Annotated in this window: 23 protein-coding genes and 1 pseudogene; 14 read left to right on the top strand and 10 right to left on the bottom strand. The window is 53.1% G+C overall.

Annotation, left to right across the window (positions count from 1 at the left end; genetic code table 11):
* Positions 1-19: 19 nt before the first annotated feature.
* Positions 20-133, top strand: a pseudogene (locus tag INT84_RS22760) (TIGR02117 family protein); the annotation flags it as partial.
* Between the two features lie 310 nt (positions 134-443).
* Here the strand turns inward: INT84_RS22760 and INT84_RS22755 are convergent.
* The 3 genes from INT84_RS22755 to rpmE form a co-directional block, all read right to left on the bottom strand.
* Positions 444-1,985, bottom strand: a complete 1,542-nt coding sequence (locus INT84_RS22755; protein WP_194208582.1) for an MFS transporter — start codon at positions 1,983-1,985, stop codon at positions 444-446.
* A gap of 83 nt (positions 1,986-2,068) precedes the next feature.
* Complete coding sequence (locus INT84_RS22750) at positions 2,069-2,749, bottom strand: oligogalacturonate-specific porin KdgM family protein (RefSeq protein ID WP_176919651.1); 681 nt, start codon at positions 2,747-2,749, stop codon at positions 2,069-2,071.
* A gap of 367 nt (positions 2,750-3,116) precedes the next feature.
* A complete protein-coding gene (gene rpmE, locus INT84_RS22745; RefSeq protein WP_176919650.1) occupies positions 3,117-3,329 on the bottom strand; it encodes a 50S ribosomal protein L31 in 213 nt (70 codons plus the stop codon).
* A gap of 205 nt (positions 3,330-3,534) precedes the next feature.
* On the opposite strand from rpmE, the gene priA reads away from it, so the two are divergent.
* The 9 genes from priA to INT84_RS22700 all read left to right on the top strand — a co-directional run bounded on the left by priA (position 3,535) and on the right by INT84_RS22700 (position 13,142).
* Positions 3,535-5,733, top strand: a complete 2,199-nt coding sequence (priA, locus tag INT84_RS22740) for a primosomal protein N' (RefSeq protein ID WP_194208581.1) — start codon at positions 3,535-3,537, stop codon at positions 5,731-5,733.
* Between the two features lie 156 nt (positions 5,734-5,889).
* Entirely contained in the window at positions 5,890-6,918 is a 1,029-nt protein-coding gene (gene cytR / locus INT84_RS22735; RefSeq protein WP_194208580.1) for a DNA-binding transcriptional regulator CytR, read from the top strand.
* Positions 6,919-7,011: 93 nt separating this feature from the next.
* Positions 7,012-7,971 carry a cell division protein FtsN gene (gene ftsN, locus INT84_RS22730; protein WP_194208579.1) on the top strand — a complete coding sequence of 320 codons (960 nt, stop codon included), beginning with the start codon at positions 7,012-7,014 and terminating at the stop codon, positions 7,969-7,971.
* A gap of 90 nt (positions 7,972-8,061) precedes the next feature.
* Positions 8,062-8,592, top strand: a complete 531-nt coding sequence (gene hslV, locus INT84_RS22725; RefSeq protein ID WP_049839591.1) for an ATP-dependent protease subunit HslV — start codon at positions 8,062-8,064, stop codon at positions 8,590-8,592.
* 9 nt (positions 8,593-8,601) lie between these two features.
* Positions 8,602-9,933, top strand: a complete 1,332-nt coding sequence (hslU, locus tag INT84_RS22720) for an HslU--HslV peptidase ATPase subunit (RefSeq protein WP_194208578.1) — start codon at positions 8,602-8,604, stop codon at positions 9,931-9,933.
* Between the two features lie 191 nt (positions 9,934-10,124).
* Complete coding sequence (menA, locus tag INT84_RS22715; protein WP_194208577.1) at positions 10,125-11,051, top strand: 1,4-dihydroxy-2-naphthoate polyprenyltransferase; 927 nt, start codon at positions 10,125-10,127, stop codon at positions 11,049-11,051.
* Positions 11,052-11,143: 92 nt separating this feature from the next.
* Positions 11,144-11,629, top strand: a complete 486-nt coding sequence (gene rraA / locus INT84_RS22710; protein WP_194208576.1) for a ribonuclease E activity regulator RraA — start codon at positions 11,144-11,146, stop codon at positions 11,627-11,629.
* 59 nt (positions 11,630-11,688) lie between these two features.
* Complete coding sequence (locus tag INT84_RS22705; RefSeq protein ID WP_194208575.1) at positions 11,689-12,405, top strand: hypothetical protein; 717 nt, start codon at positions 11,689-11,691, stop codon at positions 12,403-12,405.
* A gap of 26 nt (positions 12,406-12,431) precedes the next feature.
* A complete protein-coding gene (locus INT84_RS22700; protein WP_194208574.1) occupies positions 12,432-13,142 on the top strand; it encodes a hypothetical protein in 711 nt (236 codons plus the stop codon).
* A 182-nt stretch (positions 13,143-13,324) separates the two neighbouring features.
* Here INT84_RS22700 and pfkA read toward each other — a convergent pair whose 3' ends face one another.
* The 3 genes from pfkA to cpxP form a co-directional block, all read right to left on the bottom strand.
* On the bottom strand, positions 13,325-14,287 hold the full coding sequence (gene pfkA / locus INT84_RS22695) for a 6-phosphofructokinase (protein ID WP_194208573.1): 963 nt from the start codon (positions 14,285-14,287) through the stop codon (positions 13,325-13,327).
* Between the two features lie 194 nt (positions 14,288-14,481).
* Positions 14,482-15,375: a CDF family cation-efflux transporter FieF gene (fieF, locus tag INT84_RS22690; RefSeq protein WP_194208572.1), complete on the bottom strand. Its 894-nt coding sequence runs from the start codon at positions 15,373-15,375 to the stop codon at positions 14,482-14,484.
* A 190-nt stretch (positions 15,376-15,565) separates the two neighbouring features.
* The gene (cpxP, locus tag INT84_RS22685) at positions 15,566-16,057 is read right to left on the bottom strand and encodes a cell-envelope stress modulator CpxP (RefSeq protein WP_194208571.1); all 492 of its coding nucleotides are present in this window, start codon (positions 16,055-16,057) and stop codon (positions 15,566-15,568) included.
* Positions 16,058-16,207: 150 nt separating this feature from the next.
* On the opposite strand from cpxP, the gene cpxR reads away from it, so the two are divergent.
* A complete protein-coding gene (gene cpxR / locus INT84_RS22680; RefSeq protein ID WP_103676845.1) occupies positions 16,208-16,906 on the top strand; it encodes an envelope stress response regulator transcription factor CpxR in 699 nt (232 codons plus the stop codon).
* Positions 16,903-18,276 carry an envelope stress sensor histidine kinase CpxA gene (gene cpxA / locus INT84_RS22675; protein WP_176919640.1) on the top strand — a complete coding sequence of 458 codons (1,374 nt, stop codon included), beginning with the start codon at positions 16,903-16,905 and terminating at the stop codon, positions 18,274-18,276. Before cpxR ends, cpxA begins: the two co-directional genes overlap by 4 nt.
* A gap of 30 nt (positions 18,277-18,306) precedes the next feature.
* Here cpxA and yiiM read toward each other — a convergent pair whose 3' ends face one another.
* A complete protein-coding gene (gene yiiM, locus INT84_RS22670; RefSeq protein ID WP_194208570.1) occupies positions 18,307-18,981 on the bottom strand; it encodes a 6-hydroxyaminopurine reductase in 675 nt (224 codons plus the stop codon).
* Between the two features lie 149 nt (positions 18,982-19,130).
* Here yiiM and INT84_RS22665 point away from each other — a divergent pair, with 149 nt between their 5' ends.
* Complete coding sequence (locus tag INT84_RS22665) at positions 19,131-20,027, top strand: dihydrodipicolinate synthase family protein (RefSeq protein ID WP_194208569.1); 897 nt, start codon at positions 19,131-19,133, stop codon at positions 20,025-20,027.
* A gap of 52 nt (positions 20,028-20,079) precedes the next feature.
* On the opposite strand, the gene kdgT is transcribed toward INT84_RS22665, so the two are convergent.
* Both kdgT and sodA read right to left on the bottom strand, forming a co-directional pair.
* Positions 20,080-21,078 carry a 2-keto-3-deoxygluconate transporter gene (kdgT, locus tag INT84_RS22660; RefSeq protein WP_194208568.1) on the bottom strand — a complete coding sequence of 333 codons (999 nt, stop codon included), beginning with the start codon at positions 21,076-21,078 and terminating at the stop codon, positions 20,080-20,082.
* 284 nt (positions 21,079-21,362) lie between these two features.
* Positions 21,363-21,983 carry a superoxide dismutase [Mn] gene (sodA, locus tag INT84_RS22655; protein ID WP_176919637.1) on the bottom strand — a complete coding sequence of 207 codons (621 nt, stop codon included), beginning with the start codon at positions 21,981-21,983 and terminating at the stop codon, positions 21,363-21,365.
* A 288-nt stretch (positions 21,984-22,271) separates the two neighbouring features.
* Between sodA and rhaT the strand changes: the two genes are divergently transcribed.
* Entirely contained in the window at positions 22,272-23,306 is a 1,035-nt protein-coding gene (rhaT, locus tag INT84_RS22650) for an L-rhamnose/proton symporter RhaT (protein WP_194208567.1), read from the top strand.
* A 36-nt stretch (positions 23,307-23,342) separates the two neighbouring features.
* Here the strand turns inward: rhaT and INT84_RS22645 are convergent, their stop codons facing one another.
* Positions 23,343-24,521, bottom strand: coding sequence for an MFS transporter (locus tag INT84_RS22645; RefSeq protein WP_194208566.1), 1,179 nt, complete (start codon positions 24,519-24,521; stop codon positions 23,343-23,345).
* Positions 24,522-24,564 lie beyond the last annotated feature (43 nt).

The following is a 24,564-nucleotide window of genomic DNA, read 5'->3' as shown; positions in this document are numbered from 1 at the left end:
TACCCGGCGACGCTCAGATAATACCTGTAATAAATGGACGGCAAAGGGGCTGGAAAGCGCAGGCGTGAATATTAATCCGTCTTTGAAACTAACGTCAGGCAGCGTGATGGGGTTTTTGAAGGTTGCGAATTAATAAACATCAAAGAAGAGATAAACCTGGACGTTGAATGCCCATCCATAAGTGGAGACATTCCGGTTTACATCGGCGAAGTGGTTCTTAGCGCCGATGAACTATATAAATTATAAAGAGACTTTTTATTAGTGTATGTGCCGTTTTGCCGGGTGGCGGCTTCGCCTTACCCGGCCTACAAAAACCAGCCCTATCAACAGGTTATTCGCAATCCGTAGGCCTGTGCAAGCGAAGCGCCGCCAGGCATTATTCCACGTTATCACGTTTATCACCCGTCTAAGGCAGAGACCTCCTCTGCCTTTTCCTGACGATATTATGGGTGTGACACACTCTGCCCTTGCAACGCCTTCCGCTGATTAAGATAGCCAATCGTATTGTTACCCCACAGCTTCTCGTAAGGCATACCGGCCAGCATTTCAACCGTCTGGCGCGCTTCCGGGGTGATCGCCTCCGGCGTCAGGCGACCCGCCTCGCGCATTTTCAGCGTCTCTTCACGCAGCACGCTGTGCGTTTTGAGGTTCAGACGGAACTTCAGCGAAATCAGGAAGCCAATCAGCAATACGCAGACGGTGCCGACGCTGAGGATCATTAAGATAGTATGACTCACGCCCGGCAACTGCGTGGACTGTCCGGAAACAAACCCGGACATCTGCATCAGGATCCCCACCAGCATCACCGCGCCTGCCTGCGAGGCTTTACGCGTCAACGTCATAATACCGGCGAAAATACCTTCGCGGCGTTGACCGGTAATAACTTCATCCACATCGGCAATGTAGGTATAGATATTCCACGGAATATAGTTGATGCCGCCACGCCCCAGTCCGGCAATCGCGGAGATAAGCAGCAGCAGGGAATAATTGTCGCTCATCCCGCTATAATAAAGTGCGGCATAAGAGAGCGAGCACAAACCGAATAGCGTCACAACAACCCGGTATGACGGAGCCTGTCCGAAGCGGATACACAGCGGGATCATCGCCATCACCGCAACAAATTGCAGAATCGCCATCGTCCCCATCAGGTCCGAGGCCAGCGTCGGGCTTTGCATCAAGACAAACACCACGTAGTAGGTAAACACGGCGTTAAAGACATCCTGGGCGATATAGCCGCCCAGGTACATCCCGAGATGCTGACGGAAAATGCGAATGCGGAACGTGGAACTCAGTTCGATAACTAACCGATGCAGGCTTTGCCCGAGGGTAAGTTTTTGCGCCTGCGCAGTCAGTTCTTCTTCGCTGCGATCGCGCTCCCAGGTGAAGCACCATACCAGGGTCAGCACGACGGCACACATGATGGAGAACACCAGGCTGGCGTAGAAGAAGGAGATGGCATTGTCTTTACCGAAGTGATTGAGCAACACGCCCGGCAGAAACGCAGCAAGGATCGCTGACAGCTGCGCCATACCGATACGCGCGCCAGAGAATTTGGTTTTTTGTTTGAAGTCATCGGTCATTTCCGGCACCAGCGTTTCATACGGTACCAGGATCATGGTGTAAACCACATCAAACAGAAGATACGTGACCAGATAATACCAATAGCTCATATGACCCATCCACATTAAGCTATAGGTAAATACGCAGGGAATACCCAGTAAAATAAAGAACTTGCGACGACCGAAACGCTTGCCTAACCACGTACCGCCGAAATTGTCAGTAAGGTATCCCATCAATGGACTGACGACGGCATCCAGGATCCTCGCCATCGCGAAAATAAAGGTCGCTTCAATCGGCGTTAATCCACAAAACGTGGTGTAGAAATAAAGCAACCATGCTGCGGTAAGTGCTGTCGTACCTGCCCCAAGGCAATCGCCCGAGCCGTACGCCAGATAATTTACAATACCAACTTTACGCTTATTCATCTGTATACCCTGATATTTAAGCATTGGAAATATATACGGCATAGCAGCCGTATATAAATAGTTATGCATTATTACATTAACGATCAGAAGTTATAGCCAATACCTACGCGATAACGGGTTTGACGGTCATCTGTAGTGGTAGTGTTATAGCCTGAAGAGACGTTACCAATTTCAGCAAAAGGCACCCAGGAACCAAATTTATGGGCCACGCGGAAGTTAAGTTCATAATCTTCTTTTTTGTTATTATATAAATCTTCACTATCGGCGATTTTATAAATGCCGTTCAGCTCAAACATCCAGTCAGCCACGTTATAGCCGAGCCAGGCTTCAGGGCGGTAAACCATACGGTCATCTTTACCGTCAGTGTTTCTGCGCGCGTACTCCTGACGATAGCGGAATGCGGTCCACCAGTGGTCATTGATGTTGTACTGAACGCGGATATATGGCTTATAAATCGTGATGTTATCGCCAGTTTCAACAGCGACGCCCGGCTGCCAGACCAGATCCTGCCAGGTAAACTGGTAGCTTGCCGTATACTCGTTACCGTTACTTTCCATATTGTTCCACGCATCGTTAGATTGCGCATCATCGGAACGAGAAATAGCTTCTACGGCAACGCCGAAACCTGTTGCAAAACGGTGCGACATATAAACACGGTCATAGTTACGCCCGTCGTCATAATATTCATGGCGGTAATCAACATAACCCGCATGAGCGGCACAAGATAATAATGGAAGAAGTAATAAGGCATATTTTGACTTCATGACAAACCCTCTCAAAAATGAGATCCCAGCAATAGAATAAACCTGTGAGTTTCATCAATGTGAAAACCGCAGTGAAACGTTGAGGTCTGATAATTAGATTAAGGAACGCCAGAAAGTCTATGGCAGAGCACTGATAAAAACCTTTTGGATTTTGCCACAAAATAAAATTGGTGGCAGAAAATGAAAGATCGAAAAGACGCAGATCAATAATAAAAACAATTTATCATTAAATGAGGAACGGTGTTTCATTTGTATAAAATGATACTTTTTTATAACACTTATTATACACCAAAGGGAAAATCGTCGGCGGTAGGGAAATTCAGAGACAAAAAAAGCGCCTTGCGGCGCTTTTTTCTGACAGCAAAACTTACTTGCTGGTCGGCAGGCTGAAACGCTTGTTGAAGCGGTCAACACGGCCACCGGTAGCAACGTCACGCTGCTTGCCAGTGAAGAACGGGTGGCATTTGCTGCACACGTCCAGGTTCAGATCGTGACCCACGGTAGAGCGGGTTTTGATCACATTACCGCAAGAGCAGTTTGCAGTAATTTCTACATAATTCGGGTGAATATCTTGTTTCATGGAAAACCTCAGTTTAAGGCCGCGTCGCTCTTCCAGCCCTAACGCCAGACACCACGCGATGTTAATGGTAGTTGTTTTTGATACACGTTTAGCGCACCAAAGGGGGCGAATCATACAGAATTTAACCAGCGTATGCAAACTGATCCGCTCGCCGCCTCTGGTAATGTGTATACTATCCCGCCAGTTTTCAAGTCAGGATGATGTTATGCCCGTTGCTCACGTTGCGCTGCCCGTTCCGCTACCCCGCACTTTTGACTATCTCTTACCGGAAGAGATGTCGGTGAAGGCGGGCTGTCGCGTGCGCGTGCCGTTTGGCAAGCAGCAGGAGCGCATCGGGATTGTGGTATCGGTCAGTGAGAAAAGTGAACTGCCGCTTAACGACTTAAAAGCGGTGGTCGAAGTGCTGGATAGCGAGCCGGTGTTTTCGACCTCCGTCTGGCGCTTACTGCTCTGGGCGGCGGATTATTATCATCATCCCGTTGGCGACGTGCTTTTTCACGCCCTGCCCATTCTCCTGCGCCAGGGGAAAGCCGCCAGCGCCGCGCCGCTATGGTACTGGTTTGCCACTGAGCAGGGTCAGGCGGTCGATATTAATAGCCTGAAACGCTCGCCCAAACAGCAGCAGGCGCTGGCGGCGTTGCGTCAGGGGAAAATCTGGCGGCATCAGGTTGCCGAACTGGAGTTTAACGACGCGGCATTGCAGGCGCTGCGGACCAAAGGGCTGAGCGAACTGAGCAGTGAAGCGCCCGCCCTGAGCGACTGGCGTACTGGTTACGCGGTGACAGGCGAGCGTCTGCGGCTCAATACCGAGCAGGCTACCGCCGTCGGCGCAATCCACAGCGCCTCGGACAGCTTCTCCGCCTGGCTGCTGGCGGGCGTTACTGGCTCCGGTAAAACAGAGGTGTATCTGAGCGTGCTGGAGAACGTGCTGGCCCAGGGCAAGCAGGCGCTGGTGATGGTGCCGGAGATTGGCCTCACACCGCAGACCATCGCCCGCTTTCGCGAGCGCTTTAATGCCCCGGTCGAGGTGCTGCACTCGGCGCTTAACGACAGCGAGCGCCTCTCCGCCTGGCTGAAAGCAAAAAACGGCGAGGCGGCGATTGTCATCGGCACCCGCTCGTCGCTGTTTACGCCGTTTAAAAACCTTGGCGTCATTGTTATTGATGAAGAGCATGACAGCTCCTATAAACAGCAGGAGGGCTGGCGCTACCACGCGCGCGATCTGGCCGTGTATCGGGCGCACAGCGAGCAAATCCCGATTATCCTCGGCTCCGCAACGCCCGCGCTGGAGACGTTGCACAACGTGCGTCAGAAAAAGTATCGCCAGCTTCAGCTAACGCGCCGCGCCGGTAATGCGCGACCCGCCAGCCAGCATGTGCTCGACTTAAAAGGCCAGCAGCTTCAGGCCGGGCTGTCTCCGGCGCTTATCGCCCGTATGCGCCAGCATCTTCAGGCCGATAACCAGGTGATCCTGTTTCTTAACCGCCGGGGATTCGCGCCGGCGCTGCTATGCCACGACTGCGGATGGATCGCCGAGTGTCCGCGCTGCGATCACTACTACACCCTGCATCAGGCGCAGCACCATCTGCGCTGCCACCACTGCGATAGCCAGCGGCCCATCCCGCGTCAGTGTCCCTCCTGCGGCTCGACACATCTGGTGCCGGTAGGAATGGGCACGGAGCAGCTTGAACAGGCGCTGACCCCGCTGTTTGACGGCGTGCCGATTTCGCGTATCGATCGCGATACCACCAGCCGCAAAGGCGCGCTGGAGCAGTATCTGGCCGAGGTGCATCGCGGCGGCGCACGCATCCTGATTGGCACGCAGATGCTGGCGAAGGGGCATCACTTCCCGGACGTCACGCTGGTGGCGCTGCTGGACGTCGATGGCGCGCTGTTCTCGGCGGATTTCCGCTCCGCAGAGCGCTTCGCTCAGCTCTATACGCAAGTATCAGGCCGTGCCGGGCGTGCCGGGAAACAGGGTGAAGTGATCCTGCAAACCCACCACCCGGAACATCCTTTATTACAGACGCTGCTGCACCAGGGTTATGACGCCTTCGCACAACAGGCGCTGGCGGAACGTCAGACCATGCAACTGCCGCCGTGGACCAGTCACGTGTTAATCCGTGCGGAGGACCACAATAACCAGCAGGCTCCCGTTTTCCTGCAACAGTTGCGCAATTTGTTGCAGGCCAGTCCGCTGGCCGACGATAAGCTATGGATCCTCGGTCCAGTCCCGGCGCTCGCGCCCAAGCGCGGCGGACGTTATCGCTGGCAAATTCTGCTGCAACATCCTTCGCGCGTGCGCCTGCAACAGGTAGTCAGCGGGACACTGGCGCTGATCAACACGCTGCCAGAATCACGACGGGTAAAATGGGTTCTCGATGTCGATCCGATTGAGGGTTAACCCACAACGATGCGAGGCGGATCGAGAAATTTAACGTTCATCACACTTTTCATGAAATTTCTGTAACTCTTCAGATAACTATCTGATAAAAATGTGGGTGATGTCAGAGACAGAGGACGTCTCTGTGCCTGCGCGGTGTCTGCGAGGAGAGAAGAGGTGAAGACCAGGAAAGCGGTTGCTTCGGCGACGATGAAGGATGTGGCTCTAAAAGCAAAAGTGTCGACGGCGACGGTGTCGCGGGCGTTGATGAACCCGGAAAAAGTGTCTCAGTCTACCCGAAATCGGGTTGAGCAGGCGGCGATTGACGTGGGCTATTATCCCCAGGCACTCGGCCGCAATACCCGGCGTAATGAGTCTCGCACGCTGCTGGTGATCGTACCGGATATTTGCGATCCGTTTTTTAGCGAGATCATCCGCGGTATTGAAATTACCGCCGCCGAACAGGGTTATCTGGTGCTGATTGGCGATTGCGCCCACCAGAACCAGCAGGAAAAAACCTTTATCGATCTGATTATCACTAAACAGATCGACGGTATGCTATTGCTCGGTTCAAAGCTACCGTTCGACGCCAGTATTGAAGAGCAGCGCAATCTGCCGCCGATGGTGATGGCGAATGAATTTGCTCCCGAGCTGGAATTGCCTACGGTACATATCGATAATCTGACCGCCGCCTTTGATGCCGTAAACTATCTTCACGATCTGGGTCATCAGCGCATCGGCTGCATTGCCGGGCCGGAAGAAATGCCGCTGTGCCATTATCGGTTACAGGGCTATGTTCAGGCGCTGCGCCGCAGCGGTATTACCGTCGACCCGCACTACATCGCCCGCGGCAATTTTACCTATGAAGCCGGAGCCAGGGCGCTGGAACAGCTTCTGGCCCTGCCGAAGCCGCCGACGGCTGTCTTTTGCCACAGTGACGTGATGGCGCTGGGAGCACTATCCTGGGCAAAGCGTCAGGGATTACGTGTTCCGCAGGATTTGTCGATTATCGGCTTTGATAATATCTCGCTGTCTGAGTTCTGCGATCCGCCGCTGACCACCGTTTCGCAACCGCGTTTTGAGATTGGGCGGGAAGCTATGCTGCTACTTCTTGATCAATTACATGGGCAAAATGTCAGCAGTGGTTCACGCTTACTGGATTGTGAACTGATTATACGTGGCAGTACGGGTAATATATTGTCTTAAAGTAAACCCGCTTTAAGACTCCCCTGTCTGGTCAAAGGGCCGTCGCTTAAGTAACATGGCGGACTGATAACAAATAAATACAGCGAAACGATAGTGGCACAACGAGATTATGTACGCCGCAGCCAACCGGCTTCTTCGCGGCGCAAAAAGAGCACATCACGGAAAAAGCAACGGAACCTGCCTGCTGTTTCGCCAGCAATGGTCGCGATTGCGGCGGCCGTCCTGGTCGCCTTTATTGGGGGACTGTACTTTATTACCCACCATAAAAAAGAAGAATCAGAAGCGCTTCAGGGCCATCAGGTCACCGGTAACGGCTTGCCGCCGAAGCCTGAAGAACGCTGGAAATACATCAAAGAGCTGGAGAGCCGTCAGCCCGGCATCCGCACGCCTACCGAACCCTCGGCAGGCGGTGAGGTAAAAAATCCAGACCAGCTAACGGACGAACAGCGTCAGTTGCTGGAGCAGATGCAGGCGGATATGCGCCAGCAGCCGACGCAGCTTAACGAAGTGCCGTGGAACGAACAGACGCCAGCGCAGCGTCAGCAAACGCTTGAACGTCAGCGGCAGGTGCAGGCTCAACAGCAGCAACAGCAGTGGTCGAACACGCAGCCCGCACAGCAGCCGCGCACGCAACCTCGCGTAGCCGAGCAGCCTGTGCAACAACCGCGTCAAAGCCAGCCGCCGAAGCAAACGACGTCGCAGCAACCGTATCAGGATCTGATCCAGACGCCAGCGCATACCAACTCAACGCAGCCTAAAACACAGCCTGCTACCCCGGCAGCACGCGAAGCGGAAGCGCCAGCGCAGACGGCGGAGAAAAAAGACGATCGTCGCTGGTTGATGCAGTGCGGCGCGTTTAAAGGTGCTGAGCAAGCAGAAACCGTGCGCGCGCAACTGGCGTTTGAAGGTTTTGACTCCCACATTACCAACAGTAACGGTATTAATCGGGTAGTGATTGGTCCGGTTAAAGGTAAGGACAACGCAGACGGTATGCTTAATCGCCTGAAGATGGCGGGTCACGCAAACTGCATTCGCGTCGCCGTCAGGGGTTGAAACCCCTAAAATCCCCCCCATCTATAATTCCATTCAGCCCCGCAACGCTGCGGGGCGCATATTCCGCTTTTGCACCCAGGGGGGCATCTCGTGACAACAATAGTAAGCGTACGCCGTAACGGCCATGTGGTCATTGCTGGTGATGGCCAGGCCACGCTCGGCAATACCGTAATGAAAGGCAACGTCAAAAAAGTACGTCGTCTTTACAACGACAAAGTCATCGCAGGCTTTGCCGGCGGGACCGCCGATGCCTTCACGCTCTTTGAACTCTTTGAACGTAAACTGGAAATGCATCAGGGTCATCTGGTCAAAGCGGCCGTTGAGCTGGCGAAAGACTGGCGTACCGACCGTATGCTGCGCAAACTTGAAGCGCTACTGGCGGTCGCCGATGAAAACGCCTCCCTGATCATCACCGGGAATGGCGACGTCGTTCAGCCAGAAAATGATTTGATTGCGATTGGCTCCGGTGGCCCTTATGCGCAGGCTGCGGCCCGCGCTCTGCTGGAAAACACCGAGCTTGGCGCACGCGACATTGCGGAGAAAGCGTTGGGGATTGCAGGCGATATCTGCATCTACACCAACCACTTCCACACTATTGAAGAATTGCCGTCTAAGGCGTAAGGATCACCCATGTCTGAAATGACCCCACGCGAAATTGTCAGCGAACTGAACAAACACATCATTGGTCAGGACGCCGCCAAGCGTTCAGTGGCTATCGCATTACGTAACCGCTGGCGTCGTATGCAGCTTGATGAAGATCTGCGTCACGAAGTCACCCCGAAAAACATTCTGATGATCGGCCCAACCGGCGTAGGTAAAACCGAAATCGCCCGCCGTCTGGCTAAACTGGCCAATGCGCCGTTTATCAAGGTGGAAGCGACTAAATTCACTGAAGTTGGCTATGTTGGTAAAGAAGTGGATTCGATTATCCGCGATTTGACCGACTCAGCGATCAAAATGGTCCGCGTTCAATCCATCGAGAAAAACCGTTTCCGCGCTGAAGAGATGGCGGAAGAGCGTATTCTCGACGTACTGATCCCACCGGCTAAAAACAACTGGGGCCAGGCGGAACAACAGGCTGAGCCGTCTGCCGCGCGTCAGGCATTCCGCAAAAAACTGCGTGAAGGCCAGCTCGACGATAAAGAAATCGAGATCGATCTCGCTGCCGCACCGATGGGCGTCGAAATTATGGCACCTCCGGGAATGGAAGAGATGACCAGCCAGTTGCAGTCAATGTTCCAGAACCTCGGCGGCCAGAAGCAAAAACCGCGTAAGCTGAAAATCAAAGAGGCGATGAAGCTGCTGATTGAAGAAGAAGCGGCGAAGCTGGTTAACCCGGAAGAGCTGAAACAGGAAGCCGTTGACGCCGTTGAACAGCACGGCATTGTGTTTATCGACGAAATCGACAAAATCTGTAAGCGTGGCGAGTCCAATGGCCCGGATGTGTCCCGTGAAGGTGTTCAGCGCGACCTGCTGCCGCTGGTGGAAGGCTGCACGGTTTCCACGAAACACGGGATGGTGAAAACTGACCATATCCTGTTTATCGCTTCCGGCGCATTCCAGGTGGCTAAGCCGTCCGATCTGATCCCGGAACTACAGGGTCGTCTGCCGATCCGCGTTGAACTTCAGGCGCTGACGACCGGCGATTTCGAACGCATTCTGACCGAGCCAAATGCCTCCGTCACCGTGCAGTACAAAGCGCTGATGGCAACCGAAGGCGTCAACATTGAGTTTACCGACGACGGTATCAAGCGTATCGCTCAGGCGGCCTGGCAGGTGAACGAAACCACCGAAAACATCGGTGCTCGTCGTCTGCATACCGTTCTGGAGCGTTTAATGGAGGATATCTCCTATGACGCCAGCGATCTGAACGGTGAAACCATCATTATCGATGCAGACTATGTGAGTAAACACCTTGATGCTTTAGTAGCGGATGAAGATCTGAGCCGTTTTATCTTATAATCGTGCTCAATACGTTTTCATCACTTCAGATGGGGCTACGATACCCAAAATAATTCGGGTTGCAGGAAGGCGGCAAGAGAGCGAATCTCCAGGAGCATAGATAACTATGCGACTGGAGTGAGCGAACGTAGCCAACGCACCTGCGACCTGAAGTATGACGGGTATAAGCCCCATTTTTATTAGCCGGAATTATGACTGAACAACCTTTGAGTCCGACCCAGGCATGGCTGGAAAGCCTGCGACCTAAAACGCTCCCGCTGGCCTTTAGCGCCATCGTGGTGGGCACCGCGCTGGCCTGGTGGCAGGGCCATTTTGATCCGCTGGTTGCCATAATGGCACTGGTCACCGCCGGACTACTGCAAATTCTCTCCAATCTGGCGAATGATTATGGCGACGCGGTCAAAGGCAGCGACAAGCCCGATCGCATTGGTCCGCTGCGTGGTATGCAAAAAGGAGCAATATCCCTGGAGCAGATGAAGCGTGCGCTGATCGTCACCATTATTCTTACCTGTGTATCCGGGCTGGCGCTGGTCGCGATGGCCTATCAAACGATGGCCGATTTTATCGGTTTCCTGGTGCTGGGCTGCCTCTCTATTATCGCCGCCATTACCTATACGATGGGCAATCGCCCTTACGGTTATATTGGTCTGGGTGATCTCTCGGTGCTGATTTTCTTTGGCTGGCTGAGCGTAATGGGTAGCTGGTATCTTCAGGCGCACAGTCTCATTCCGGCTATTATCCTGCCCGCTACCGCCTGCGGACTGCTGGCGACAGCGGTACTGAATATCAATAACCTGCGCGACATTACCAGCGATCGGGAGAATGGTAAGAACACGCTGGTGGTACGTCTGGGACCCGTCAATGCGCGACGCTACCATAGCGTGTTGCTGTTCGGCGCACTGATTTGTCTCGCCCTCTTCAACCTGATTTCACTGCACAGCCCGTGGGGCTGGCTGTTTATTCTGGCGACACCCATGCTGTTCAGGCAGGCCCGCTACGTCATGCGTGAGCACGATCCTCTGGCGATGCGCCCGATGCTGGAACGTACCGTTAAAGGCGCGCTGCTGACTAACCTGCTGTTTGTGGTTGGGATTATCCTCAGCCAGACGATGAATTAACTGACAAATATCAATTAACAATTGTTGATTTTGCCAACAGCGCATCTGGCGCGATATACTGAAGGTTCTCGCAGCAACGGAACGTTAAGCCTATGAAATACGATACTTCCGAACTTTGTGACATCTACCAGGAAGATGTCAACGTCGTGGAACCGCTGTTCACCAACTTTGGTGGCCGGTCGTCGTTTGGTGGTCAAATCACCACGGTAAAATGTTTCGAGGATAACGGGTTGCTGTACGATCTGCTCGAACAGAATGGCCGTGGCCGGGTACTGCTGATCGATGGCGGCGGTTCTGTCCGTCGCGCGTTGATTGATGCGGATCTCGCCCGTACCGCCGCGCAGAATGAATGGGAAGGGATTGTGGTGTACGGTTCGGTACGTCAGGTCGATGACCTCGAAGAACTGGACATCGGTATTCAGGCCATCGCCGCCATTCCGGCAGGTGCGACGGGTGAAGGCATTGGTGAAAGCGACGTGCGTGTTAATTTCGGCGGTGTCACCTTCTTCTCCGGCGACCATCTTTATGCTGACAATACCGGTATTATTTTGTCGGAAGATCCGCTGGATATCGAGTAAATGAATCTTATATATTAAAAGGGAAACGCGCTTTCCCTTTTTTATACATGGACGTATATATGAAATTTATTATTCTGGCTGCATTATATATTGCAGTTATAATTATTAAACACCTTCAATGGAAGGTGCTGCTCACGGATGATAGCGGAGCAATCCTCAGCTATATTAACCTCGTCTTTTTTTATCCTCTGGCTTCTGCATTTCTTATTGCCGCTGTTGTCTGTGTTATTGTCCGAAAAACACAAGCTTACCAAATGATTATTGGTATTAACTGGGTCATGGGAATGATACTTTCCATCAGCGCCGCTATCCTGCTGTCGGACGGATTTAGCTGGAATTACACTGCTCCTGGCACACCTGTCACCCTTACCTTTCCCGATAAGCAATGGAAGCCCGTCACGACCGCTCCGTATGGTTATCGACTGACACTCGTTATGAAAGATACCCATGCAGGTCTATCAGTAGTCTCCGACACGCAGGACGCGAGTAACATTCACAATTTTAACGAACTTCTTACCTGGCAACAAATAAAATACAAGCAGGATTATCAGGCAGATAGATTCAACATTTATCCCTGCTCGGTTGATGGATTCAGGTGTGGTTATCAGGACTTCAACCAAATAGCGGAAGATGGTACAAAGAAAAGAACGCTCTTGATGTCTTTGTTCGATAAAACTCATTTCGTACAAATCATAGCAGTTATCGATTTACCCTATGTTGGCCAATATTACGACAGTGTAAAGGAAATTATGTTTACCGTCAGACCGGTAAAATAAAAGTACCTATTTATATGAGAATATTTATGCGTTACACGATTTATATAATTCTGATGATTATAACATTCGGCTTAGCTCATCTGAAAAATGCCAGATTATTAATCGATGCTGAGCATAACGCAGGAAACATGGGAGAATATATCGGTGGTGTTTTCCTGGCACCATTACTGGTTCAGGCCATCATTTACGGCGTCGCCATAATGTTCAGTAAAACGAAAAAGGTGAACTTTTTTCGCTGTAGTAACTGGGTGCTCGGTGTTATGTTACTGGGAAATGTTTTTTCTTTTGTCAACTACAGCTTACCCAGACATTTAACCTTGCCAGGTGCTCAGATAACCGTCACCGTACCCAATCGAGGATGGAAAATTCAAGAGTTAAAGCAAACCAAAATGCTGGTCTCTGGTAATATTCATATCATAGCGGAACGCCATTCACAGGATGAGTTGGGAATACATGCGTTAACAGATATTGAGCAATATTCACGTCATATTTTTGGGGAAAAATATGACAAAGATATCTACCAGGTCTATCAGTGTAAGGCACAAAACTTTCAATGTGGTTTGCAGAACGTCGCTATACAACTTAAAAACCAAACGGAAACGCAGGTTCTCTATGTTTACCTCTTAGACAAAACCAGTGTTATTCAGCTCACCGCTATCATCAATGAAGATAACTTTGCTAAGGATTACGAGACGTTCAAAGAGATCCTTAATTCAGTCACTGACGCGGCTTTGTAAGCTGAGAGCGAGGAAACAAAATGGGCGCAGATGCGCCCATTCAGATTGCTCACAAACGTTATACCGTGGAATTATGCCTGGCGGCGCTTCGCTTGCACAGGCCGACGGGAAATACATAACTCGCTGATATGGCAAGCTTTGTAGGCCGGGTAAGGCGCAGCCGCCACCCGGCATTAACCCACTTAGTACAGCTTTTTCGCCGTATCCAGCCAGTCGCCTTTGAACGGACGCTTCATGTTCTCAATGGCGTCGATGATGTCATGGTGAACCAGTTTCTCGTTCTGGATACCTACGCAGCGGCCACCGTGCCCTTCAAGCAGCAGATCGATGGCATACGCGCCCATGCGGGACGCCAGGATACGGTCGTAAGGCACCGGGGAACCGCCGCGCTGGATATGACCCAGAACGGTCGCACGCGTTTCACGATGCGTTTCTTTCTCAATGTAATCCGCCAGTTCGTGGATATCACACATATGCTCGGTGATGGCAACGATAGCGTGTTTTTTACCTTTCGCGATACCGGCTTTAATTTCTGCGACCAGATCGTCACGGCTGAATTCCACTTCCGGCACCATCACGAACTCACAGCCACCAGCGATGGCAGCAGCCAGCGTCAGATCGCCGCAGTAGCGGCCCATGACTTCAACGATGGAGATACGCTGGTGAGAAGAGGAGGTATCGCGCAGGCGGTCAATCGCCTCTACAACGGTGCCCAGTGCGGTAAAGTAACCGATAGTGTAGTCGGTGCCTTTAATGTCATTGTCGATGGTGCCCGGCAGGCCGATGCACGGAAAGCCCATTTCGGTCAGGCGTTTTGCCCCCATGTAAGAGCCGTCACCGCCGATAACCACCAGCGCATCAATGCCACGCTTTTTCATGTTCTCGATAGCCACAGCACGGATGTGTTCTTCACGAAATTCCGGGAAACGCGCGGAGCCGAGGAAAGTACCGCCACGGTTGATCATGTCGGAAACGCTGTAACGGTCGAGCTGGATCATACGATCTTCGTATAGCCCCAGATACCCGTCATAAACGCCCATCACTTCCAGACCTTCCGTTAATGCTGCACGGACCACGCCACGAATCGCAGCGTTCATGCCCGGCGCATCGCCGCCACTTGTCAACACACCGATTTTCTTAATCATGACTACCTCTGAACTTAGAATGCAAAATGAAATCTGATGCCGGAAACGGACTTAGGCTCACCCAAAGTACGTAACGAATACTGCCGATAGTATATCAATCCTCTGTTGCTGAATTGATTCAGGTCAGACCAAACGGCGCTAATTTATACAAAAAATGCCGATCCAGCCCACACTTTTACAAGAAAGATAAAAGCTTAAAGCCGTTGTTCTTCCTGCGGTACTACCGAACAAGGATCCTGGTGAATGATGACGTCCGATCCCGGAAAACGAAGTAAAAGCGCCTGCTCGATCTGTTCGGCCACGAGATGCGCCTCAAACAGCGGCAGATTGTCGTCCATTTCTAAATGAATCTGAATAAAGCGGGTCGGCCCTGACTGCCGCGTTCGTAGGTCATGTGCGCCACGCACGCCTGGCCAGGCGGTGACAGTCTCAATAATTTCCTGCCGCTCTGCATCAGGAAGTGCGCGGTCCAGCAGAGCCTGTACGGCTTCATACCCCATACGTAACGCGCTATACAGGATATAAACCCCAATCCCCAGCGCAAACAGCGCGTCCGCCCGATGCCAGCCATACCATGACAGACCGAGGGCGATGAGAATGGTTCCGTTCATCATAACATCAGACTGATAATGAAGCATATCGGCACGCACTGCCTGGCTATGGGTTTTTCGCACCACCCAGCGCTGAAAAGTAACTAAAATCAGCGTGCTAATCAGCGCGATAATGGTCACTATCACCCCGACGCCGGGCGCGTTCATCGGTTCGGGACTTGCCAGATGCTGAATGCCGGTAAGGAAAAGAAACAGCGCGGAGCCGGAAATAAACATACTTTGCGCCAGGGCCGCCAGAGACTCGGCTTTGCCGTGACCAAACGTGTGCTCATCGTCGGCTGGCTGCAACGAGTAGCGGACTACCCAGAGATTAGTGAGTGATGCGGCGATATCGACCAGCGAATCCACCAGTGCAGCCAGGATACTGACCGAGCCGGTATGCCACCATGCGAAGATTTTAATAATTAACAAACAGGACGCCATCACCGTGGCGGCAATCGCTGCGCGGCTGACCAGTTGGCCGTAAGAGTGGTTCATAGATTCTCCTGCTTAACCCTCGGGTAGTATAACGTAGGTCGGGGTCAGGAAGAAAAAGGCGGTAGGCCGCCTCCTTTGCTACGGTGTTTTTACCGATTCACGAAAAACAGGCAAAAAAAACCCCTCCATCATGGAGGGGAAGACAGGGATGGTGTCTATGGCAAGGAAAACAGGGTATGTCACTGGGATGCTACTTACTGCTACTAAACTGCTTAAACGGAGGACTCTGCTGTAACTGCGCAATATCGCGCATCTGCGCCATCCGTTGTTGATACTTTTCATTTAAAACCGCTTGCTGCTCCGGCGTTAACAGAAGGAACATCTGGTTGCGCACGCGGGCCATTTCGACCTGCCGGGCAACCTGTTCCTGCGCCATTTTTTCAGCCTGAGCGCGCACAGCGTTTTCATCAAAATTTTCTGCGGTAATAAGGCGGTGCATTGCCTCAATTTCGCTAACATTAACAGGCGGCTGCTCGTGCCTGGCCTGCTGCATCAGGTCCCGCATCTGTTGGCGCTGATGCTCGGTTAGACTTATGCCGTCAAACATGTGACTCTGCTGACTATTACGCTGCGTAAGTCCTTCGGTCGGGTGCCAGTTATCGCCTGTGATGGCTTCACCTGCCTGGCTTAACGCACTGAACGCCAGTGTTGAGACCATGACGGCAGCGGTAGCTTTGCGCATCACTTGCTCCCAAAAAACTTTGTTTCGCGATTCCACGAGAGACAGTCTACGATTCAGGCTGCAAACTAGCGTCAGGCGGTGTAAAACAACGTAAAGTCATGGATTAGCGCGCTTCGATGACGTAATTTCTGCCTCGGAGGTATTTAAAAAATGAATAAAATCCTGTTAGTTGATGATGACCGGGAGCTCACGTCGTTACTTAAAGAGCTACTCGACATGGAAGGCTTTAACGTTTTAGTCGCTCATGATGGTGAACAGGCGCTGACGTTGATTGATGACAGCATAGACCTGCTTTTACTTGATGTGATGATGCCGAAGAAAAACGGTATCGACACGCTTAAAGAGCTACGCCAGACACACCAGACACCCGTAATTATGTTAACCGCACGCGGCAGCGAGCTGGATCGCGTGCTGGGCCTTGAACTGGGCGCGGACGACTATCTGCCCAAACCGTTTAACGATCGTGAACTGGTCGCGCGGATACGCGCTATCCTGCGCCGCTCGCACTGGAGCGAGCAGCAGCAAAATAGCGATAACGGTTCGCCGACGGTCGAAGTGGATGGCCTGAGCCTGAATCCGGGGCGTCAGGAAGCCAGTTTTGACGGTGAAACGCTGGAGCTAACCGGTACGGAGTTTACCCTGCTCTATCTGCTGGCCCAGCATTTAGGCCAGGTGGTCTCCCGCGAGCATTTAAGTCAGGAAGTGCTCGGTAAACGCCTGACGCCGTTTGATCGCGCTATCGATATGCACATCTCTAACCTACGGCGTAAACTGCCGGAGCGGAAAGATGGGCATCCGTGGTTTAAAACGCTGCGCGGTCGTGGGTATCTGATGGTTTCGGCTTCATGATTGGAAGCCTGACCGCCCGCATCTTTGCTATCTTCTGGCTCACGCTGGCGCTGGTATTGATGCTGGTATTGATGCTACCCAAGCTGGATTCACGCCAGATGACCGAGCTGCTGGAAAGCGAACAGCGTCAGGGCGTAATGATTGAGCAGCATGTTGAAGCTGAGCTAGCCAACGATCCACCCAATGATTTGATGTGGTGGCGTCGGCTGTTCCGCGCGATCGACAAATGGGCACCGCCGGGGCAGCGTCTGGTCCTTGTGACCAGTGAAGGCCGGGTGATTGGTGCCGAACGCAATGAAATGCAGATCATCCGCAACTTTATCGGTCAGTCGGATGATGCCGATCAACCGCAAAAGAAAAAGTATGGCCGGGTTGAACTGGTCGGGCCGTTTTCGATTCACGATGGCGAAGATAACTACCAGCTGTACCTGATCCGCCCTGCCAGCAGTTCACAGTCCGATTTTATCAACCTGCTGTTTGACCGTCCGCTACTGCTGCTGATTGTCACGATGCTGGTCAGCGCGCCGCTGCTGCTGTGGCTGGCATGGAGTCTGGCACGCCCGGCGCGTAAGCTGAAAAACGCGGCGGATGAAGTCGCGCAGGGCAATTTGCGCCAGCATCCGGAGCTGGAAGCCGGACCGCAGGAGTTTCAGGCAGCCGGGGCCAGTTTTAACCAGATGGTGACGGCGCTGGAGCGCATGATGACCAGCCAGCAGCGCCTGTTGTCGGATATCTCTCATGAGCTTCGCACGCCCCTTACGCGTCTTCAGCTCGGCACCGCCCTGCTGCGGCGTCGCAGCGGCGAGAGTAAAGAGCTGGAGCGTATTGAAACCGAAGCGCACCGGCTGGACAGCATGATTAACGATCTGCTGGTGATGTCGCGCAACCAGCAAAAAAATGCCCTGGTCAGCCAGACTATGAAAGCTAATCAGCTATGGGGCGAAGTGCTGGATAACGCGGCCTTTGAAGCCGAGCAGATGGGTAAATCCTTTACTATCGAATACCCGCCGGGCCCGTGGCCGCTGTACGGTAACCCGAGCGCGCTGGAAAGCGCGCTGGAGAATATTGTGCGTAATGCGCTGCGCTATTCCCACACCACCATTTCGGTCGGTTTCGCGGTCGATAAAGAGGGCATCACCATTACCGTTGATGACGACGGTCCCGGCGTCAGTCCGGAAGACCGGGAGCAGATTTTCCGCCCGTTCTACCGTACCGATGAAGCGCGCGACCGCGAATCGGGCGGCACCGGTCTGGGGCTGGCGATTGTTGAAACTGCTATCCAGCAGCACCGTGGCTGGGTCAAAGCCGAAGACAGCCCGCTTGGCGGGTTACGTCTGGTGATTTGGTTGCCGCTGTATAAGCGGGCGTAAGGTCTTCCCCAGCGTGAAGCTGGGGAAAGGCTATTTTCCCCATAACCGACGCGAATTATCCTCAATCTTGCCGCTAACTCGCCGCTTCTGCATAGTCCGCGTCCAACTGGCCGACAGCCCTGCCGCTGACAGCAAACGATGATACTGCTCATCATCAAACGGCATTGACCACGCAATCACCCCGGCTTCATACACGGTGACATCGCTCACCCGCGAGGCCAGCGTAAGCGGTGCGCCAGCAGAGACTTTCCCGCCCGCGATCACCCGATACAACCAGCCGGTTTTTCCGCTCGCCTGCATGATGGACGCCATATCGCTGATAGCAAAGTGAAAATTCAGCTTAAAGCACGGTGAGCGCGGCTGCGTCACCTGGATAAAGGTCTCACCCCAGCGGAAGATATCGCCGATAAATACATTTTCTTCGTTCAGCCCCTCGGTTGACAGATTCTCACCAAACGCCGGAGCCACAAACAGATCCTCCTGCTCAGGAAACTCACGCGCCCAGTGAAGATAATGCTCCCGAGGATAGTGGCACAGCGCGCGGTCGGGTCCCCCGTGGATTTTGCTTTCTGCCTGCTCATCACCGGCCAGCCCCCGCTCCGTCAGAGTCAGTTCGCCCGCCACCTGTACCTTCGCAATGGCGCTGGGACGGCTTCCTTCGTAGTCCTGAACCCTGCCAGTGAACACCTCAACCGGATATCGCATCTGTATCTCTCTTCCCGACAAATTTGCTCCATTAAAACATATTTTTTACCCGCACCTTCCAAAATGCGAACCACGTTCACATGGCGCGTTGCCAGACATGCTATTTATTAAAATGATTTTGAAACAGCATTTCATAATAAGGAGTCAACGTGACGGTACAATCGCAATTTGCTGGCGTCTGGTGCCCTGCCATTACGCCGCTGGATCAAGACGGAAAGCTCGACCTGAACGGCCTGAAGCAGCATCTTCAACGCCTGACCAGGGCAAATATTGATGTGATTTTGTTGATGGGCAGCATCGGCGAGTTTGCTTCTTTTACCCTGGAAGAGCGATTAACCTTAATTCGCGAGGCCAGGACGATGAGTTCGCTCAAGATGGTTGCCAACGTGTCATCGACCTGTATGAACGATATTCAGTGCATGGCTGAGGAGGCGTACCGCGTTGGCTACGATGCGGTGATGGTGTTACCGCCTTATTATTACGGGCAAACGCCGAAGCAATTGCTGAGTTATTTCCGCCAGCTGGGTAACACGCTCAGCGGCCAGTGGTTTGCCTATAACTTTCCGGCTCGCACCGGCTGCGATTTAACACCGGATCTGATTGCCACCCTCGCCGCTGAATTCCCGCACTTTGCCGGGATTAAAGATACCGTCGATTGCCAGTCTCATACCCGCAGTATGATCCAGGCGACCCGCGCCGTACGTGAGGATTTTGCCGTACTCTCCGGCTATGACGAATATTACATCCCCAATCTGCTGGCGGGCGGCGCTGGCGTGATCTCCGGTTTAAACAATGTGATGCCAGAGCTATTTGTCAGCGCTCGCGAGGCGTTTAAGCAAGGCGACCTGGAGACGTTGCGTGAGATACAACAAAACATCGGCACCTATATGTCCATATATGCGATTGGCGATGATTTTGTCTCAACGATTAAGACCGTGGTATCGCGTAAATTCGGCTATTGCACCGGGGTATCACGGAATGCGGGAGGTGCGTTAAACGAACACGAGTGCCGCACGATTGATGAGGTATTTGATATCAAGAGCTAAAAGAAAAAGCCCGGCAGCAGCGCTAACCGGGCTTTTTCAGAAAGGCTACCTATTATTCTACTGCTCCCAGCACATTGGCTTTTGAGGCTTCGGCTTTTGCCGCTCTGGCTTTCACCTTCCGCGACCAGATGGAAGTCAGGATCGGCACCAGAATGGAGGTCACAATCACCGATGTGGCGACCAGCGACGTCGCCGCAGGGGCCATCGGTTTAAATTCCGGGATCATCTCCGCGATCAGGACTGGCGTTGCCACCGCCGCACCCGCCGAGCTGGATGCGGCAATTCCCGCCGTACCGTCACCGCCGCCAATCAGTTTATCAGCAATAATCAGCGGGATACCCGTCACGATAATAACCGCCACGCCCAGCAGAACACCCAGCAGTCCGGTTTGTGCAATCACGCTTAAATCAATGGTGTTTCCCAGCGCGAAGGCGAAGAAAGGGATCAGCGTCTGTACCGCTTTGCTGAAAAACTCCCGTAATTCCGGGTCCAGATTACCCAGCGCGAAGCCAACCAGGAAAGGTAAGACTGCGCCGACGAAAACGTGTGGTTCAAACGACGCAATGCCTGCGGTGCCCAGAATAATCATGGTCATCAGCGGACCGGACTCCAGCGACATCAGGACAAATGCGCCCGCCTCTTCTTTGGTGCCGTACTGCTGCATAATGGAGGCGTACAGCCCGCCGTTGGTCATGTCCATCGCGGCCACCAGCGCCAGCGTGGAGAGTCCGGCGAAGAACCCCACCTCAACCCCGTGCTCCGGGATAATGCGCGAGGCAATCGCCGCCACCAGCCAGGCCACGGCAATTTTGGTTACGACCAGCGTGCCGGATTTACGCAGTACCGTTCCCGTCGCGCTCAGCTTAATCGATGCGCCCATACAGAAAAACCAGACCGCCAGGATCGGCACCGTCCCGGTAATCATCCCATTGGTGAACGATCCGAAGTATTTTCCTGCCCCCGGCGCAAAGGTATGGCACAGCGCGCCCAGGAACAGCGGGACGAGCATCATGCCCCCCGGAATTTTTTCAATTTTGCGTTTAATCTGCATCTTCTTCACCTGTAAGCATAAAAATGGGGCGATTTTTATGGACGAGAACCCCCTCAGTCAGAAAGGTCTCCCGTATCGATGAAAGGAAGATAATCATTCAGGGAAACTATAAAAGTGATCCTGAACACACAAATTGAAACGCAGTTTCTATTTTAATGGATCATTGTTTTTTATTTGATGCAGATCACCATAGCACCCAGAAACAAGACATAAAAAAAGCCCCCGCGGCAGGGCCTGCGGAGGCTTTTTCTCTACACCTCAGTGCAGAGTATCAGTCAGAAGACTTATTTTTTTGCAGCAAAACGCGCCGCAGCTTCGTCCCAGTTCACCACGTTCCAGAACTCTTTGATGTAGTCCGGGCGACGGTTCTGGAATTTCAGGTAGTAAGCATGTTCCCACACATCCAAGCCCACAATCGGGAAACCAGAAACGCCGGCGACGGCTTCACCCATCAGCGGAGAGTCCTGGTTAGCGGTAGAAACCACAGCCAGTTTGTCGTCTTTCAGCACCAGCCATGCCCAGCCGGAACCAAAGCGGGTAGCGGCCGCTTTCTCAAACTCTTCTTTGAATTTTTCCACGGAGCCGAAATCACGCTCAATAGCGGATTTCAGATCGCCCTGTAGGGTGGTGCCTTTTTTCAGGCCTTTCCAGAACAGGCTGTGGTTAGCGTGGCCACCGGCATTGTTGCGCAGCACGGTTTTCTTGTCCGCCGGAACCTGATCCAGTTTGGCAATCAGTTCTTCTACCGGCAGGTTAGCCAGTTCCGGCAGGCTTTCCAGCGCGGCATTGGCGTTATTGACATAGGTCTGGTGATGTTTGGTGTGATGGATCTCCATCGTCTGCTTATCGAAATGCGGTTCAAGGGCATCGTAGGCATACGGCAGGGATGGCAGTGTATAGCTCATAATCATCTCCATTATTGTCGGGCGGCAGATGTGTTAACGCCGCGTAAGCAGTTGGTTCATTATAGTTAATTAAATGATATTGAAAATGTTTATCAATGCCGTAGTTTTAATAAGGTTATAACTTTCGGTTATGAAGCGAAAATTGTGAGCTTGCTCATTCGATTACTCGGTTCATTGCCAGTGTGCGACACAACGCGGCAATCCGCTGAAGGTTACTTTACCGTGCAATTTTTACACTCATCGGGTCGGGGAGGTTTTACCGGCCATAAAAAAGATGAGGATAAATGCATGAGTAACATGATTACGATGGGTATTCTTTGGCATTTGATAGGCGCAGCCAGTGCAGCCTGTTTCTATGCCCCGTTCAAAAAAGTCAAAGGCTGGTCGTGGGAAACCATGTGGTCGGTCGGCGGTACCGTTTCCTGGCTGATTTTGCCCTGGACGATCAGCGCCATCCTGCTGCCTGACTTCTGGGCGTATTACGGTTCTTTTAGTGCCTCCACGCTGCTGCCAGTGTTTCTTTTTGGCGCGATGTGGGGCATTGGTAACATCAACTATGGCCTGACCATGCGCTACCTCGGCATGTCGATGGGCATTGGCATCGCGATTGGCATCACGCTGATTGTCGGCACGCTGATGACGCCGATTCTGAACGGTAATTTCGACATTCTGATCCACACCCGCGGTGGTCGCATGACGCTGCTGGGCGTGCTGGTTGCGCTGGTAGGCGTGGGGATTGTTACCCATGCTGGTCGGCTTAAAGAACGCCAGATGGGTATTGAAGCGGAAGAGTTCAATCTGAAAAAAGGCCTCCTGCTGGCGGTGATGTGCGGGATCTTTTCCGCTGGCATGTCGTTTGCGATGAACGCCGCGAAGCCGATGCATGAAGCGGCAGCGGCGCTGGGCGTCGATTCCCTGTACGTCGCGCTGCCAAGCTACGTGGTGATTATGGGCGGCGGCGCGCTGATCAACCTCGGCTTCTGTTTTATTCGTCTGGCAAAAGTGAAAAATTTGTCGGTAAAAGCGGACTTCTCGCTGGCAAAACCGCTGATCGTCAGCAATATCCTGCTGTCAGCACTCGGCGGGTTAATGTGGTATTTGCAGTTCTTCTTCTATGCCTGGGGCCACGCGCGTATTCCGGCGCAGTACGATTATGTCAGCTGGATGCTGCATATGAGTTTCTACGTGCTGTGCGGTGGGATTGTCGGTCTGGTACTGAAAGAGTGGAATAACGCCGGGCGTCGTCCGGTCAGCGTGCTGAGCCTCGGCTGCGTGGTGATTATCGTCGCAGCGAATATTGTCGGACTGGGCATGGCGGGTTAGCGGATGCCCCCTGCTGGCACGGCAGGGGGACGTCGGTTACGACGAATGTCGGACCCCGTTGAACAGCAGAAACAGGTAACAGCATACCGGCACCAGAAAACTCATCTTCAGGCCGGCGATATCAATGACCGCACCCTGAATAAACGGGATCGCCCCGCCGCCAATGCCGGCCATGATTAAACAGGCCGAGATCCGCGCGGCATCATCCTGCAACCCGCTTAAGGTGCGGGAAAAGATGATTGGATATAACACCGAGTTCATCACGCCAATCGTCAGCAGGCAGTAGCCTCCCGCACGGCTGGCCAGCACGATCGCCGCAAGCGTCAGCACGATAGCGCCGGTCACGCAGCAGCAATACATCCGCCGGGGATGACAATAGCGGGCGCAGAGTCCATACAGCAGCCTGCCGATTAATGCACCACCCCAATAACACGCCACCAGCGAGGTGGCCGTTGCCCGAGAAAAACCGCCCAGCGACGCCTCATTGAGGTAACTCAGAATCGTTGTCCCGAGGCTGACCTCAACGCCGACATAGACAAAAATCCCGGCCACGCCTGAACGAAACTGCGGCTGTTGCCACAGGTAGCGCCAGCGCCCCGGTTGCGCGATCGTTGCATCGCGAAAGTCGTGCATCCGGCTTTTATGCAGCAAAAGGAATAACAGCAGACCGGCCAGCATCAATCCGATATAGAGGCCCGCAATCGCCGTCGTTGAGGCTGAAACGGTCAAAGCCAGCACGCCCGCGAGCAGCACCGGCGCAAGCGTCGCGCCGCAGGAGTTGATTGATGACGCCAGGCTCAGCCTGCCGGGCGCGTTTTCAGGCGCTCCCAGCCGGGTGACGTAAGGGTTTGCCACTACCTGCATGGCGGCCACGCCCATCGCGAGAATGAAAATGCCCGCCAGACACAGTGCGAAAAGCATCGTCCATAGCGAAAAGACAATCACCAGCGCCCCACCACAGGCGAGACACAGAGCAAAGGTCAGCGCCCGACGATAGCCAACGCGGTTCATCCACTGTGAAGCCGGAAAACAGATCACAAACGGGGCCAGATAAAAAGCAACGTTCACCAGCATGGCGTCGCGCCACGAGAGCGAGAACGTCGTTCTGAAAAAAGGAATTAACGCGCTGTTAATGGAGGTCAGCAATCCCCAGTAAAAAAAGACGGCAGAGAGCAGCGCAAAAGCGCCGGAAGTGTTTTTTTGATGATGCAGCATAACGAATCCATCCTTAACTGCCCGATAGCCACGCTACCGGGCA

The organism is Superficieibacter sp. 1612_C1 (genome assembly GCF_015234305.1).
In the GTDB taxonomy this organism is placed as follows: Bacteria; Pseudomonadota; Gammaproteobacteria; order Enterobacterales; family Enterobacteriaceae; genus Superficieibacter.
This window is presented reverse-complemented; position numbering and strand designations above follow the sequence as displayed.

What these genes read in the sequence shown, in the direction of transcription:
- INT84_RS22755 (WP_194208582.1), bottom strand. Translation starts at nt 1,985, where the DNA reads ATGAATAAGCGTAAAGTTGGTATTGTAAATTATCTGGCGTACGGCTCG.
- INT84_RS22750 (WP_176919651.1), bottom strand. Translation starts at nt 2,749, where the DNA reads ATGAAGTCAAAATATGCCTTATTACTTCTTCCATTATTATCTTGTGCC.
- rpmE (WP_176919650.1), bottom strand. Translation starts at nt 3,329, where the DNA reads ATGAAACAAGATATTCACCCGAATTATGTAGAAATTACTGCAAACTGC.
- priA (WP_194208581.1), top strand. Translation starts at nt 3,535, where the DNA reads ATGCCCGTTGCTCACGTTGCGCTGCCCGTTCCGCTACCCCGCACTTTT.
- hslU (WP_194208578.1), top strand. Translation starts at nt 8,602, where the DNA reads ATGTCTGAAATGACCCCACGCGAAATTGTCAGCGAACTGAACAAACAC.
- menA (WP_194208577.1), top strand. Translation starts at nt 10,125, where the DNA reads ATGACTGAACAACCTTTGAGTCCGACCCAGGCATGGCTGGAAAGCCTG.
- rraA (WP_194208576.1), top strand. Translation starts at nt 11,144, where the DNA reads ATGAAATACGATACTTCCGAACTTTGTGACATCTACCAGGAAGATGTC.
- INT84_RS22705 (WP_194208575.1), top strand. Translation starts at nt 11,689, where the DNA reads ATGAAATTTATTATTCTGGCTGCATTATATATTGCAGTTATAATTATT.
- INT84_RS22700 (WP_194208574.1), top strand. Translation starts at nt 12,432, where the DNA reads ATGCGTTACACGATTTATATAATTCTGATGATTATAACATTCGGCTTA.
- pfkA (WP_194208573.1), bottom strand. Translation starts at nt 14,287, where the DNA reads ATGATTAAGAAAATCGGTGTGTTGACAAGTGGCGGCGATGCGCCGGGC.
- fieF (WP_194208572.1), bottom strand. Translation starts at nt 15,375, where the DNA reads ATGAACCACTCTTACGGCCAACTGGTCAGCCGCGCAGCGATTGCCGCC.
- cpxP (WP_194208571.1), bottom strand. Translation starts at nt 16,057, where the DNA reads ATGCGCAAAGCTACCGCTGCCGTCATGGTCTCAACACTGGCGTTCAGT.
- cpxR (WP_103676845.1), top strand. Translation starts at nt 16,208, where the DNA reads ATGAATAAAATCCTGTTAGTTGATGATGACCGGGAGCTCACGTCGTTA.
- cpxA (WP_176919640.1), top strand. Translation starts at nt 16,903, where the DNA reads ATGATTGGAAGCCTGACCGCCCGCATCTTTGCTATCTTCTGGCTCACG.
- yiiM (WP_194208570.1), bottom strand. Translation starts at nt 18,981, where the DNA reads ATGCGATATCCGGTTGAGGTGTTCACTGGCAGGGTTCAGGACTACGAA.
- kdgT (WP_194208568.1), bottom strand. Translation starts at nt 21,078, where the DNA reads ATGCAGATTAAACGCAAAATTGAAAAAATTCCGGGGGGCATGATGCTC.
- sodA (WP_176919637.1), bottom strand. Translation starts at nt 21,983, where the DNA reads ATGAGCTATACACTGCCATCCCTGCCGTATGCCTACGATGCCCTTGAA.
- rhaT (WP_194208567.1), top strand. Translation starts at nt 22,272, where the DNA reads ATGAGTAACATGATTACGATGGGTATTCTTTGGCATTTGATAGGCGCA.
- INT84_RS22645 (WP_194208566.1), bottom strand. Translation starts at nt 24,521, where the DNA reads ATGCTGCATCATCAAAAAAACACTTCCGGCGCTTTTGCGCTGCTCTCT.